The organism is Pseudoalteromonas sp. Z9A4 (genome assembly GCF_011378845.1).
Classification (GTDB): Bacteria; Pseudomonadota; Gammaproteobacteria; order Enterobacterales; family Alteromonadaceae; genus Pseudoalteromonas; species Pseudoalteromonas arctica.
Genome location: NZ_WTLA01000025.1, coordinates 1 through 14,073 on the forward strand (window position 1 = coordinate 1; position 14,073 = coordinate 14,073).

Annotated in this window: 14 protein-coding genes; 6 read left to right on the forward strand and 8 right to left on the reverse strand. The window is 39.7% G+C overall.

Going from position 1 to position 14,073, the window contains the following annotated elements; all coding sequences use genetic code 11:
• Nucleotides 1-159: 159 nt before the first annotated feature.
• Nucleotides 160-1,197: a polysaccharide deacetylase family protein gene (locus GQR54_RS15615; protein WP_010554949.1), complete on the reverse strand. Its 1,038-nt coding sequence runs from the start codon at nucleotides 1,195-1,197 to the stop codon at nucleotides 160-162.
• Between the two features lie 42 nt (nucleotides 1,198-1,239).
• Between GQR54_RS15615 and GQR54_RS15620 the strand changes: the two genes are divergently transcribed.
• The gene (locus GQR54_RS15620; RefSeq protein ID WP_166378858.1) at nucleotides 1,240-2,511 is read left to right on the forward strand and encodes an MATE family efflux transporter; all 1,272 of its coding nucleotides are present in this window, start codon (nucleotides 1,240-1,242) and stop codon (nucleotides 2,509-2,511) included.
• Nucleotides 2,512-2,525: 14 nt separating this feature from the next.
• Here GQR54_RS15620 and GQR54_RS15625 read toward each other — a convergent pair whose 3' ends face one another.
• Nucleotides 2,526-2,795, reverse strand: a complete 270-nt coding sequence (locus GQR54_RS15625) for a hypothetical protein (protein ID WP_165726594.1) — start codon at nucleotides 2,793-2,795, stop codon at nucleotides 2,526-2,528.
• Nucleotides 2,796-2,804: 9 nt separating this feature from the next.
• Nucleotides 2,805-3,380, reverse strand: a complete 576-nt coding sequence (gene nfuA, locus GQR54_RS15630; RefSeq protein WP_007584966.1) for a Fe-S biogenesis protein NfuA — start codon at nucleotides 3,378-3,380, stop codon at nucleotides 2,805-2,807.
• 146 nt (nucleotides 3,381-3,526) lie between these two features.
• Between nfuA and GQR54_RS15635 the strand changes: the two genes are divergently transcribed.
• Nucleotides 3,527-6,076, forward strand: coding sequence for a M14 family zinc carboxypeptidase (locus tag GQR54_RS15635; RefSeq protein WP_166378860.1), 2,550 nt, complete (start codon nucleotides 3,527-3,529; stop codon nucleotides 6,074-6,076).
• Between the two features lie 224 nt (nucleotides 6,077-6,300).
• Here GQR54_RS15635 and GQR54_RS15640 read toward each other — a convergent pair whose 3' ends face one another.
• Nucleotides 6,301-6,978, reverse strand: a complete 678-nt coding sequence (locus GQR54_RS15640; RefSeq protein ID WP_166378862.1) for a ComF family protein — start codon at nucleotides 6,976-6,978, stop codon at nucleotides 6,301-6,303.
• Nucleotides 6,979-7,052: 74 nt separating this feature from the next.
• Here GQR54_RS15640 and bioH point away from each other — a divergent pair, with 74 nt between their 5' ends.
• From bioH to GQR54_RS15655, 3 genes are all read left to right on the forward strand, one after another.
• Nucleotides 7,053-7,790 (forward strand): pimeloyl-ACP methyl ester esterase BioH, encoded by a 738-nt coding sequence (gene bioH / locus GQR54_RS15645; protein WP_010554945.1) that lies wholly within the window; start codon nucleotides 7,053-7,055, stop codon nucleotides 7,788-7,790.
• Nucleotides 7,791-7,880: 90 nt separating this feature from the next.
• The gene (locus tag GQR54_RS15650) at nucleotides 7,881-8,189 is read left to right on the forward strand and encodes a hypothetical protein (protein ID WP_007584971.1); all 309 of its coding nucleotides are present in this window, start codon (nucleotides 7,881-7,883) and stop codon (nucleotides 8,187-8,189) included.
• 4 nt (nucleotides 8,190-8,193) lie between these two features.
• Complete coding sequence (locus GQR54_RS15655) at nucleotides 8,194-9,048, forward strand: putative metalloprotease CJM1_0395 family protein (RefSeq protein WP_166378864.1); 855 nt, start codon at nucleotides 8,194-8,196, stop codon at nucleotides 9,046-9,048.
• A gap of 72 nt (nucleotides 9,049-9,120) precedes the next feature.
• Here GQR54_RS15655 and GQR54_RS15660 read toward each other — a convergent pair whose 3' ends face one another.
• The 4 genes from GQR54_RS15660 to greB all read right to left on the reverse strand — a co-directional run bounded on the left by GQR54_RS15660 (nucleotide 9,121) and on the right by greB (nucleotide 13,156).
• Nucleotides 9,121-11,448 (reverse strand): Tex family protein, encoded by a 2,328-nt coding sequence (locus GQR54_RS15660; RefSeq protein WP_121955225.1) that lies wholly within the window; start codon nucleotides 11,446-11,448, stop codon nucleotides 9,121-9,123.
• Nucleotides 11,449-11,616: 168 nt separating this feature from the next.
• The gene (locus tag GQR54_RS15665; protein WP_010554942.1) at nucleotides 11,617-12,198 is read right to left on the reverse strand and encodes a CBS domain-containing protein; all 582 of its coding nucleotides are present in this window, start codon (nucleotides 12,196-12,198) and stop codon (nucleotides 11,617-11,619) included.
• A 50-nt stretch (nucleotides 12,199-12,248) separates the two neighbouring features.
• Nucleotides 12,249-12,560 carry a hypothetical protein gene (locus GQR54_RS15670; protein WP_007584977.1) on the reverse strand — a complete coding sequence of 104 codons (312 nt, stop codon included), beginning with the start codon at nucleotides 12,558-12,560 and terminating at the stop codon, nucleotides 12,249-12,251.
• Nucleotides 12,561-12,676: 116 nt separating this feature from the next.
• A complete protein-coding gene (gene greB / locus GQR54_RS15675; RefSeq protein ID WP_166378866.1) occupies nucleotides 12,677-13,156 on the reverse strand; it encodes a transcription elongation factor GreB in 480 nt (159 codons plus the stop codon).
• Between the two features lie 195 nt (nucleotides 13,157-13,351).
• Here greB and ompR point away from each other — a divergent pair, with 195 nt between their 5' ends.
• Nucleotides 13,352-14,071 carry a two-component system response regulator OmpR gene (ompR, locus tag GQR54_RS15680; protein ID WP_002959552.1) on the forward strand — a complete coding sequence of 240 codons (720 nt, stop codon included), beginning with the start codon at nucleotides 13,352-13,354 and terminating at the stop codon, nucleotides 14,069-14,071.
• The last annotated feature ends 2 nt before the right edge of the window (nucleotides 14,072-14,073 follow it).

Genomic DNA, 14,073 nt, shown 5'->3' on the forward strand with positions numbered 1-14,073 from the left:
AAAAAAATCCGTAGTTAGTTTCCTAACTACGGATTTTGCATGATCGTTTGGATCGGTCAACCGGTCATTTTCTTAACTGATCGGCATTAAGCTTTAGGCTCCTTTTTTTGTGCTCTAGAGTAGTTAATAAAATAACCCAGCGACTATTACATCAGGCAGTTAAGGTTTAGGCGCTTCAATTACCCAAGGCTGCGAAAACCAAAAATAATCACCAGGGCTAGAAATAGAAGGGGCCGTACAATTAAAACGAGATCGCCCTTTATTAAGCACCTTTGGTGAGGTTATTTCGACTGTATTTTTATTTACCCATTTTAAATCTGCTTGGCCTACGCTTGATACGTAACAGGCAAATTGGCTTTTATGAAAGTCACCCATTTTAAATTCAATTGTGAGCGTGGGTGGGTTTTGTTGTGTAACGCTATCTTGATAAGTTAAATTGGTGATATTAAACGCGCGTGAGTTAAGCTTAGTAATAAGAGTTTCTAGTTTGCTGTAAAAGCCTGATGCAGGAAAACGTGGTAAGCGGCTAAAATTAGAGTCTTTATTTACAGCGCCGGAGTGCTGACCAATACCCACAAAACCAAGCTCTGTCACAAGTGCTTGCAGCTCGTTATTAAACTCACCATACGGGTATGCTAAGTATTTATAGTCGTGGCCTATTTCTTCTTTTATACGCTTTTGAGAGCTAATAATATCTTGCTTAATACGTGATTGCCATTGTGCATCGGTTTCGTTTTCAAGCTTAAGGTGTAAGTAATCATGTTGTCCGCTATGATTGGCTATTAATGCCCCTTTTTTAGATAATTCTTTGAGCTTATCCCACCCCATTACGTAGCTCATGCCCTCGTCTATTAATTTAGGATTTACAAAGATAGTGTACGGGTAGCCAAACTTTTCTAAAATAGGCGCGGCTTGTTCATAGTTATTGTTATAACCATCATCAAAGGTGATGGCGACAGTTTTATCAGGTAAGGTTTCACCTTGCTGAAGTGCGTTTATTAAGTCATTAAGAGGAATAACGTTAAAGTTGTGCTCTTTTAAATAGCTCAAATGTTTAGTGAATGTATTGGCGCTAACGCTTGTTACAGCAGGTAGGGTTTCACTAACATGATGATACTGTAAAATAACGGCTGCTTGAGCCCGCACAGATACACTAATGAGGATAAATAATACTAAATGAAACAATTTCTTATACATAATAAGGCACACCATAAAAGCTTGCTGTTGTTAGCGGGTCCGATGATACTATCAAATATCACAGTGCCGTTGTTAGGAATTGTTGATACTGCTGTAATTGGGCACTTAGGAAGCGCTCATTACTTAGCGGGTATTGCCCTTGGCTCTGCAGTTATATCTATTTTATTTTGGCTTGCTGGTTTTTTAAGAATGAGTACCACGGGGCTCGTGGCACAAGCATACGGAAAAAACGATTTAACCCAACTTGCCGCTTTACTTAAACGAAGCTTATTGCTTGCAAGCGCAGTGGCTGTGCTATTAATTGTGTTATCCCCATTAATAAAGCACGCTATTGCTTACCTCTCCGCCGCCAATAGCGATGTACTTATCCAAGCGTATCAGTATTTTAGCATTCGTATTTTTAGTGCTCCAGCAGCATTGTGTAATTTAGTGTTACTGGGTTGGATGCTTGGTGTGCATTATGGTCGAGGCCCATTTTATTTATTACTCGTCACTAATATCGTTAATATAGTACTCGATATTTATTTTGTTGTTTATTTAGATTGGGCAGTTGCAGGCGCTGCGTGGGCTTCACTTATTGCTGATTATACGGCTTTAGTATTTGCACTGTTTTTAGTGGTTAAACTAGCTAAAAAACAAGACATTGATCTAAATGTACCGAATTGGTTGAGTATTAGCAAAATGGCTGAATTATTGAGTTTGAATAGAGATATATTTATTCGCTCTTTAATACTGCAATTATGCTTTAGTTTTATGACGTTTTACGCAGCGCGTATAGGCGAAACAACATTAGCTGCTAATGCTGTTTTACTTAACTTTCTAATGTTGGTGAGTTTTGCTCTTGATGGCGTTGCTTACGCGTCTGAGGCAAAAGTAGGGCAAGCTAAAGGCCAAGGAAGCGTTAAAAATATAGAGCTTTGGGTTAAAATAAGTGTATTTTGGGGCATGCTTTTTGGCGTCTTATATAGCGCTTTTTTTGCATTATTTGGCAGCGGTATAATCAAGCTTTTAACCAATGTGCCAGAGGTTATTCAAGAGGCAACACACTATTTACCATGGCTAATAGTGTTGCCTATTTTGGCCATGAGTTGCTTTTTGTTTGATGGTGTTTTTGTAGGGCTTACGCGAGCAAAGAACATGCGTAACAGTATGATACTTTCAGCAGGAGTTGGCTTTTTTGGTGTGTTTTGGGTGTTTATAGACTGGCAAAATAACGGGTTATGGCTGGCTATGAGCTGTTTTATGTTAATGCGCGGGCTTACATTAATAATTAAATATCACCACTTAAAAATAAATAATCAGCTATTAGATTAAACTAAATAAATGGTTTATTTCCAGAGATCGGGGTCGTGGTGTTTAGGGCCCATATCTTTTAAAACTTGTGAAAAACGATTAGCAAAAATACCGCAGTAGCCCCAACCGGCAAAAAATAATGCGGGGAGTAAAATTATAACGCCAATTATTTGTAAGCTGTAGTGAGTGTAATACCCAATAGATACGAATATCACGGCTAGCACAAACAGTGCTAAGCCGCGAAAAAAGCGCTTTAAGCTCAGCTTAGGGTTGCTCCCTAAGCGATAAATAAGCTGCTTTAGCATTTAGAAGGCCTAATAGTAAGAGTGATCGCCCGCTTCGTGCTCTGTTATATCAGCAACACCGGTGATTTCTTCAAACTTAGCTATCATTTCTTTTTCAATGCCTTCTTTTAGCGTTACATCGATCATAGAACAACCGTTACAACCACCACCAAACTGAAGTATAGCTATACCTGCAGCTGTAATTTCAACAAGGCTTACTTGACCACCGTGGTTAGCAAGTTGTGGATTTACTTCGGTTTCTAGCATGTGCTGTACACGTTCGTTTAACGATGCATCGTTACCTATTTTACGCGCCTTTGCATTTGGTGCTTTTAGCGTTAACTGAGTACCCATTTTGTCGGTAACAAAATCGATTTCAGCTTCTTCTAAAAATGGAGCACTTTCAGCATCTACAACGGCATCAAAACCGTTAAAGTTTAGGCGAATATCGCTCGCTTCTACAGCGTCTTCTGGACAATAAGACACACCACATTCCGCTTGTGATGAACCAGGGTTTACAACAAACACACGAATATTGGTTTGTTGTGATTGATCTGCTAATAGTTTAGCAAAATGCGCTTGCGCTGTTTCGGAAATAGAAATCATAAAACCATCTATACTTGACTAAATTACTCGGATACTGCGTATCATACTCCGCTCATCGTGTTGCGGCTAGTGTTGAGCGTAAAAAGTTGGCATCTATTTTAAGCAATGGTAGCGTGCAAACAACGAACATTTTTTGAGTGATTTATATGCGTTTGGTATTAACATTAATGGTGGTGTTGCTTAGCTTTTCAAGTGTAGCTAAGCCACTTTCGTATTATTTTGAACAAGATGTAAAATTTGACCCTTCAATTCCTACTCCTGAGCAAGTACTCGGTTACGAAGTAGGAGAGTGGCACGTGAGACACGATCAGCTCGTACGTTATATGGAAATACTTGCTGATAAAAGCGACCGTATAAATTTTGAGGTGATTGGCCGCACGCATGAACAACGCCCGTTAGTAATGCTAACAATTACTGCTGCTGATAAGTTATCAAGCATAGAGCAGACACGCCAAGCTCACTTAGCACGCTTAAGTAATAACAGTGGTAAAGCACAAGACGACCCTGCTGTTGTATGGATGGGATACAGTGTGCATGGTAATGAGTCATCAGGTAGTAACTCATCTTTGCTGGTGGCATATTACTTAGCTGCTGCACAAGGTACTGAAATAGATGAGCTATTAAATAACACGGTTATTTTACTCGACCCTTCACTTAATCCTGACGGGCTTGCTCGTTTTGCTAATTGGGCAAACAGTAACCGAGGCATGAACTTATCAAGTGACCCTAAAACCCGTGAACATGTTGAAAACTGGCCAAGTAGTCGTACCAATCACTACTGGTTTGATTTAAATCGTGACTGGTTATTACTACAGCATCCTGAATCGCGCGCGCGTATTGCTAAATTTCATCAGTGGAAACCAAATGTCTTAACCGATTTTCATGAAATGGGGCCTAATAGCAGTTACTTTTTTCAACCAGGTATTCCAAGCCGTAAACACCCAATAACACCTGATGAAAATGTAACGTTAACTAAAGCGATTGCTAACTATCACGCAAAAACGTTAGATGAAAACAACGCACTTTATTTTACTGAAGAAAGCTTTGATGACTTCTATTACGGTAAAGGTTCAACCTATCCCGATGTAAATGGTGGCATAGGCATTTTATTTGAGCAGGCAAGTTCTCGTGGACATATTCAAGAAACTATAAATGGACCTTTGAGCTTTCCTTTCACTATTAAAAATCAACTGTTAACGAGTTTATCTACCTTTAAGGCAGCAGTTGATAACCGCCAAGCGTTATTGGATTACCAAGCTAAATTTTATAATCAGGCTACTGATTTAGCCAGCGATGAAAGCTTTGAAGGTTATGTTGTTGAAGGTGCAAGCGACAACACCCGTATTAAGCACTTTTTAGAATTGTTAAAGCAGCATCAAATTAACGCTTACCCACTTACTAAATCATTAAAAGCAGATGGTAAGAATTTCAGTACACATAGCTATTTTGTACCATTAGCACAACCACAATATCGTTTGGTAAAAGCGATTTTTAGTGAGCAAAAAAACTTTGCTGATAATACTTTTTACGATGTATCTGGCTGGACATTAGCGCATGCGTTTAATTTGCCATTTTCTAAAGTTAAAAGTAGTTGGGGATTAAAGGTTGCTGATAAAGCATGGGAAAAAGTAGCAACCCCATCATTTTCTTCACTCACCGAAGGTTACGCATTTGGTTTTTCGTGGGATGATTATTTAGCACCTAAAATGTTAAATAGCTTATTACAGCAAGGTATAAAAGCACGTGTAGCGCTAAAAGCATTAACGGCTAAATCAACATCAGGAGAAATTAATTTTAAACCTGGAAGTATTATTATACCGGCTGGACTACAAACAAATACAGATTGGATTACCTTGCTAAATAAAGCACAAAATGAGTTTGGTATTGCAATCAAACCGATTACATCAGGTTTAACAAGTAAAGGAGCCGATTTAGGGTCGCGATCAATGGCGGTTGTTAGTGCTCCAAAAGTACTGCTTATTGGCGGGCAAGGCGCAAGCCAGTACGAAGTCGGCGAAGTGTGGTATTACCTAGATCGCTTTGTAGGTGTTGCACCAACAATTGTTGAAATGAACCGCTTTAGTTCACTCGAGTTAAGTGACTACAGTCATATTGTGCTTGCTCATGGCAATTACAATAGCTTATCTGATGCCGACAAAGTTGCTATTAAAAGCTGGGTAAGAAAAGGCGGCGTTATTTGGGGTCACAAAGGCGGCGCTAAATTTTTAGCTGATCAGCAATTACTCAAAGCAAGCTATCTATCACGACAAGATGTAGCAAGTGCATTTAAAACGACAGATTTAAGTTATGGCGATAAAGATCATTTAGCAGGACGTCAACGCATTGCAGGTGCTATTTTTAATACTAATGTAGATTTAACTCATCCGCTTACATTTTCACTTAAGCGTAATACATTGCCCGTATTCAAAAACAGTACTTGGTTGCTAGAAGCTTCCGATGCTCCGTTCGTAAATATACTTACCTACACTAAAAATCCATTATTGGCAGGCTTTACCGATGCCGTTAATGTTGAGCAAGTTGCTGGCGGCGCAGGCTTAATTGCTCACTCATACGGACGAGGTACAGTAATAGGCATGACCGATGACCCTGTATTTAGAGGTTACTGGTATGGGACTAGTCGACTACTAAGCAACGCTTTATTTTTTGGCCATACGTTTCGTGCAAATGGCGAATAATACTAATTCGCTTAAATTAAGTGATCTATTTTGAGGATGGAAAAACGTGTTGAGAGCTAGGCAAAAAATTCGCTATTTAGTTGTTCTCGGCAATTGCTCCTGCATTGCTCTACCTTCTGCATCCATGCAGTCGTAAATGAAAATTTTTTAACTCAGGTAGCGACACGTTTAGCCCCGTAAAATGATTAAGTATTATTGCGGATTGGTATAATACTTTTTAATAATTAAATAGGCGTTAAGCAAGTTGTAAAAGCCCACACTTGTTTAGCGCCTGCTTGTTTTAGTGCACTAGTAGCTGCGTTTAATGTTGCCCCTGTCGTCATCACATCATCAACAATAGCGACTGTTTTACCGTCCATATCCTCTGTACAAATAAAGGCATTTTTTAAGTTTTTAATACGCTTTGCTTTAGATAGCTCCGACTGGGCTTGTGTTTTTTTATCGCGAATAAGTACGTTACTCACTGATGCGTAATTAGCTAAACATGGTTGCCAAACTTGGCTTACCTGATTAAACCCGCGAGTAATGAATCGGCTTTTATGAAGAGGTAAAATAATAAAGGTATCTGGCAAAGTAGGGCTTTGCTCAAAAAACTGCGTTAATTGTTTTTGTATAACTTGCTGCAATGCCTTTTTATAATGAATTTGATTATTAAATTTTAGCCTTTTAAGCCAATGTTCAAAGGGAGGTTGATAAAAAGCACAGGCAAATAATTTATCAAACTCGCAATTAGGAAACATCTCAACAATATCGGGTCGATGCAGTAAATTCTTATGCTTACTAAAATCAAACAATGGTAAATCTTCAAGGCAATAATCACAAAGCCCTAAAGAGGTCGTAATCGTATTTTGACATTGCACGCAATAAGAGGGAAATAACCAATTTAAAACGGCTTGTTTCACTGACTCGCTCCTTGCATTGCAATCGCCTTTTTAAACGTTATGATGAGCCTAAGTTTGGTAAAGGTTAGGCAAATATGCAAAATGAGTTAGTGTTATTACATGGTTGGGGAATGAATCAGGGCGTATGGCAGTTAGTACAGCCAGAACTTGAGTTTTTATATTCAGGAAGTGTACGTAGCCTTGACCTACCTGGGTTTGGTAATAGCCATGTTTGCCCAAGCCCTTATACTTTGCATGATGCAGCTGAAACTTTAAGTAAGCAGTTAAAGCCGAAGACCATTTTAATGGGGTGGTCGTTAGGTGGATTGTTTGCACTTTATATTGCTAAGCATTGGCCTGAAAAAGTATCAAAAGTTATTTTAATTGCATCGACTCCTTTCTTTGCTGAGGCAGATAATTGGCCCGGAATAAAAGCGAATGTATTGGCGCAGTTTAAAGAGCAGTTAGTTAATCATCGAGAAAAAACAATAGAGCGCTTTTTAGCTATTCAAGCGATGGGTAGCGAGTCGGCGCGTGATGATATAAAGCTGCTTAAACAATTACTAAATCAGTACAGCGCACCACAAAGCGACGCCCTGAGTGCTGGTTTAGATATTTTACAAAACGACGATTTACGCGATTTATTTGCTCATTGCCCAGTACCTATCAAAGGAGTATTTGGCCGACTTGATGCCTTAGTGCCTTATAAAGCAATTAGTGAAATGTCAGTACTAAATACTGAGTTTGAATACGAGGTGCTAGATAAAGCGTCGCACGCGCCATTTATTTCTCATAAAAGTGAGTTTTTATCTGTCGTTAAATCAATGCTTTAAAATAGAGCTAAGAATAGCGCTGTTTAAAGCTTTATTTTGAGCAGAACCTGAGCGATAATTAAACAATGTTTATTTGGTGGAGGTTTTAATATGCCAATCGGATCTGTATTTAATAGTGGTGTAGAAGGGTTTAATCGAGCTAGCCAAGGTATTGAAAAAGCCAGTGCTGAGATTAACCGTGCCAGTATAGAACAGCAAGATGACGCGCAATTAGCGCAGCAACGTCAGCTTACAGCAGCACGCCCTGAAGAAGCTATTACTGCACCTGTAGCACAGCCTGCTCGTGTTGATGAAGCACTTGTTAACTTAAAAGTTGAAGAGTTTAATGCCAAGGCAAATACGCAATCAATTCAAACGGCCGATGATGTACTTGGCACGTTAATCGATATTAAAGTTTAGTATTATGAATATTGTCACGCCATTTCCATCTATTAATATAAACACTGCAAATGTTTATACGGAAACTGCACGGCGTGACAACCAACTACGCGAAGTTATTCCTGCTCCCGCATCTAGTAGCGCAAGCAATACAGAAACCAAAGCGCAAAGTGATTCTGAAAAAGCAAAATTACCAGGCAGTAGCGATGGTGCGACGTATAACGCAACGGGGAAAATAGCAGACGAAAAGTCAGTTCAGCAGCGCGATGGAAACTCAGAAAACCCTGAGGGCTCTGAGGAAGAAAGTGAAGCAATTGAGAAAAAAGAATCTGAGCAAGAAGAGCTGCAATTAGAACAAGAACAACAACAAATTACAGAGCTAAAAGCACGAGATACTGAAGTACGAATACACGAGCAAGCGCACGCTTCTGTAGGTGGGCAACATGCTGGCTCGCCAAGCTATGAGTATCAACGTGGCCCAGATGGTACTAACTACGCAGTTGGCGGAGAAGTACAAATAGATGTGTCAGAAATTCCGGGTGACCCGCAAGCGACTATAGACAAAATGCAAACGGTACGAGCTGCCGCATTAGCGCCTGCAGAGCCTTCGGGAGCTGATCGCTCTATTGCCGCAGATGCTACGCAAAAGCTAGCAGCGGCTCAAGCTGAGCTTGCACAACCTGAAAGAGAAGACGACGAAGACGCAAAAAGTAAGCTTGAAGCTTCATTCTCTAGCGATGAAAGCAACGATACAAAAACAGCTAAAAGTGATGAGCAAACACGTGATGCCGATGTTGAGGCACGGGCGGGGCGTATTGCTAACTTTTATCAAATGGCTACATCGCCAGCGAGCCAAAGTAGTTTTTCAGCGTTAAGTTAATAATTTAGTAAAACGTAACCACAAAAAAACCGCTTACGCGGTTTTTTTCGTTTTAGCTTAGCTGTACAACTATTATTTTTTCACTTTAGCATTAGCGAACGCATCGGCAAATGCATTACCCATTAACGCATTACCGTTGTCACGTTTAGGCTTTGCAGCGCGAGGTTGCGAATTATTAGCACGTGCTTGTGGCTTTTGCGTAGCTGGCGCTGCTGACTTATTACTTGTGTCAATGTCGTCATCTAAGCGCATAGTAAAGCTTATACGTTTACGTGCAGCGTCTACTTCAACAACTTTAACCTTTACAATATCACCAGCTTTAACAACTTCACGCGGATCTGATATAAATTTATTCGTGATTGCTGAAATATGCACTAAACCATCTTGGTGAACACCTACATCAACAAACGCACCAAAATTAGCAACGTTTGAAACCACGCCTTCTAAAATCATACCTGGTTTTAGGTCACTAATTTTTTCAACACCGGCTTTAAACTCAGCTGTTTTAAATTCAGGACGAGGATCTCGGCCTGGTTTATCAAGCTCAGTAATAATGTCGGTAACGGTTGGTAAGCCAAATTTTTCGTCAGTGTAATCGTTTGCAGCAAGTTTAGTTAAAAAGTCGCTGTTACCAATTAGGTTACTGACATCTACGCTATTGCGTTCACAAATACGTTTAACAACAGGATAAGCTTCAGGGTGAACTGATGAGTTATCTAGAGGATCGCTACCATTGTTAATACGTAAAAAACCAGCCGCTTGTTCAAATGCTTTTGGCCCTAAACGCTCAACCTTTTTAAGCTCACTACGTTTAGTAAATGTGCCGTTAGCATCGCGATAATTAACGATATTTTGCGCTAATGTTTTGTTTAAACCAGATACGCGTGTAAGTAGCGGTACCGATGCCATGTTTAAATCTACGCCTACTGAGTTTACACAGTCTTCAACTACTGAAATAAGGCTTTGGCCTAATTGGCTTTGCGATACATCGTGTTGGTATTGGCCAACACCAATTGATTTTGGCTCAATTTTAACAAGTTCAGCAAGAGGATCTTGAAGGCGGCGCGCAATAGAGACAGCCCCTCGTATAGAAACATCTAAATCTGGGAATTCATTAGCTGCAAATTCAGAAGCTGAGTAAACCGATGCACCCGCTTCGCTAACCATAATTTTACTAAGCTTAAGTTCGCTGTTTGCTTTCATAAGCTCAGCAACCAACTTATCTGATTCGCGTGATGCAGTACCGTTACCAATCGCAATTAGCTCAACTTTATGCTGACGACAAAGTTGCTCTAACGTACGCACTGATTTATCCCAATGATTTTGTGGTGCATGAGGGAAAATAGTTTGTGTAGCTAGTAATTTACCTGTGCTATCAACAACGGCAATCTTACAGCCAGTACGAAGGCCTGGATCAAGACCTAAAGTAGTACGAGGGCCTGCAGGTGCTGCCATTAATAAATCTTTTAAGTTTTTAGCAAATACGTCGATTGCACCAGCTTCTGCTTTTTCGCGCATTGCTGCAAAAAATTCATTCTCTAGGTGTAATCCTAACTTAATTTTCCACGCCCATTGCACAACGTTTAATAACCAAGGACTTGCCGCTTTATATTTAATATCTAAACGGTAATGGTCAGCAATCATGTTGGCACATAGTTGCGCTGAATTTTCAGCGCTAGGCTCTGGATTAACATTTAACTGAAGTACACCTTCATTTCGGGCTCTAAGCATAGCAAGCGCACGGTGAGAAGGTACTTTTTTGAGAAGTTCTTGATGCTCGAAGTAGTCACGGTATTTTGCACCAGCTTGCTCTTGGCCTTTAATTACAGTGCTTTCAATTGCGCCGTTTTGGCTTATGTGACTTCTAAATTTAGCAAGTAATTTTGCGTCTTCAGCAAAGCGCTCCATCAAGATAAATTTAGCGCCTTCGAGTACAGCTTTTGTATCTGCAAAGCCTTTTTCAGCACTTACAAATTGATCTGCTTGTTGCTCTGGGTCAAGGTTAGCATCTTTAAATAGTGCATCTGCAAGAGGCTCTAAACCAGCTTCAATTGCTATTTGGCCTTTAGTACGGCGCTTAGCTTTATAAGGTAGGTATAAATCTTCAAGTTCAGTTTTACTTTGTGCATTAGTTATATCGGCACTTAGCTCTGGCGTTAATTTATTTTGCGATTCGATGGTCGATAAAATAAAACTACGGCGCTCTTCTAGTTCACGTAAATACGATAAACGCTGCTCTAAAAGGCGTAATTGGGTGTCGTCTAGGCCGCCGGTAACTTCTTTTCTGTAGCGGGCAATAAAAGGAACAGTTGCGCCTTCATCAAGTAATTTTGTAGCTGCAACAACCTGTTGCTGCTGTGCGTTTAACTCACCGGCTAAACGTGCAGAGATATCGCTCATGCAAAAACCTTTTTATACAATAAAATAAGACCAGAAGCGTGTTACTGGCGCCGTTAATTGCTTGAATAATATCACAGGAGGTAGTAATAAAAAGCTCTTAAAGCAAGCTATTTCACTTGCTTTAAGATGGTTGGGAGGGGAGTAAATCAATTCAACTAAAAGAGCGCCCTAGTGAGGGTGCTCAATGTTTTCTAATACTTCACTGAAAGAGTGAGCAATAGGGCTAATATGCAGTGGAATATGTAATGTTTTAGCTATTTGGCGAGCTGAAATTAAACCACAAATTTCGCTACTTGCTGTTGTTACTAATAAAAACATTACACCTTGATGCTCCATTGTTTGCAGCGCATCACCAATACATGCATAGCTTAAACTTTGCATGCTTACACCTGTAAGTCGGCTAATTGGCGTCATAATATCGCGCAAGCTTACTTCACTTCTTGGGGTATTTAAACGCTCTGCAATAATAGTAATTTTAGAGCTTTGCAAATCGGCGCTAGAAACAAGACCAATCAATTTTTGGTTCTCGTCGGTTACTAAAACAAAATCAGATTGTTGCGAGCTAACTTGTTTAAGTGCATCTGTAATCGTTGTTGTATGCTCTGCACGAATAGGCGTTTTTTGAGTAAAGTTATTTACCATTTTTAGCGCTGGAGATGATAAATCAATCAATGGTTGGTCATCTGCAAATGTGCTTGCAATAACGCCGTGAGAAACATTTTGAGTACGTAATTCTTTAAAGTTAGACATAGTAGTCACCTTAGTAGTTATAAAATTTAATTAAGTTGTAAAATAATGAATTAAATTAAATAGCTAGGTGGTCCGCGTTGGTACGCAGTGCTAAAAGGTCTGTTTAGGTTGGTGCTCTTATAAAAAGAATCTACGACATTAGGAAGTGGTTGAGGCGACCTAAAGGTAATAGTATTAACGTGAGAGTCTACGTCAAAATCGAGGTTTGCTTGGTCAGGAATGTCACAAGCAATAAAGTGATTAGATAGTTTAGCGTTATCAAGGTTTACTTCAGTGTTACTGGCATGCAGCGTCAAACTTACACTCATTAAAAGTGCAAACAATACGGCATTATTTAATATGCGCTGTACTATGTTTGACATAACCACGACCTTAATTAACTGCTTTCAAATTAAACAAATCAACTTGAATAATTCAGTTATAGCTTATTGGTTTAATTTACACAATCAAAAGTTAACATGATCTGAATCAAAACTTTTTATTTCTTTTTTTGGTAATCGATACTGTTTACATACCACTGCTTTTTACCCTGAGGAGTAGGTACTTCAAAATCGTCATCTACTTGTTTTTTAATCAGCGCCCGCGCCATAGGTGAGTCTATCGATATGTAATCTTTTCGGTCGTAAATTTCATCAGGTCCGACAATTCTGAATTTTTTAGTTTCATCTTCTTCGTTTTCAATTTCGACCCATGCACCAAAAAACACTTTTCCATCTTGAACGGGAGAGTAGTCGATGATTTTTAAATCAGGTATGCGTTTGCGTAAATAGCGTACACGACGGTCAATTTGGCGTAGCAAACGCTTGTTGTACTGATAGTCTGCGTTCTCAGAGCGATCTCCGAGGCTGGCTGCCCAGCTTACTATTTTTGTTACTTCTGGGCGTTTAACGTTCCATAGTTGGTCGTGTTCTTGTTGTAATTGTAAGTAACCTTCGCGGGTAACTAAATTTGTTTTCATGGTGAATTCTTTATTAGCTCTAATGGTGTGCACGTTATTAAATTTGCCAAAACTTGTCGAGCGTAAAATGTAATAAAGTACGAGTAAGTAAGCTTTGAAATGTTCAGTAACAATCTAAGCAAGTAATTAGTTTTTGATTATTAAGTTTTTCATTTATATTAACTAGTAATTGGATATAAAAATAAGAAAGAGATTATGGGACACGAAACCACAAAAGTATTAGTTGTTGATGACGATATGCGCTTACGCAGTTTGCTTGAACGTTATTTAGTAGAGCAAGGCTTTATTGTTAGAACCGCAGGAAACTCGGAGCAAATGGATAGACTCCTAGAGCGAGAAAACTTTCACTTAATGGTTCTCGATTTAATGCTCCCAGGCGAGGATGGCTTATCTATTTGCCGCCGTCTACGCCAAAAAGAAAATGAAATTCCTATTGTTATGCTTACTGCAAAGGGCGACGAAGTAGATCGCATTATTGGCCTTGAACTTGGCGCTGACGATTACATTCCAAAACCATTTAATCCACGAGAGCTACTTGCTCGCATAAAAGCCATTTTACGTCGCCGCGCAAAAGAAGTGCCAGGCGCACCTGCTGCTGAAGAAAACTTAATCGCTTTTGGTAAATTTACGCTTAATTTAGCAACGCGCGAAATGAGTGAAGGGGATAAAACAATATCGCTTACCAGTGGTGAGTTTGCAGTGCTTAAAGCGCTTGTTTCGCATCCACGTGAGCCACTTAGCCGCGATAAGCTAATGAACTTAGCGCGTGGCCGCGATTACAGTGCGCTTGAGCGAAGCATTGATGTGCAAGTGTCGAGACTTCGCCGCATGATCGAAGTAGATGCTGCCAATCCACGATATATTCAAACCGTTTGGGGTTTGGGGTATGTGTTTGTTCCCGACGGTGAAAAGTAATA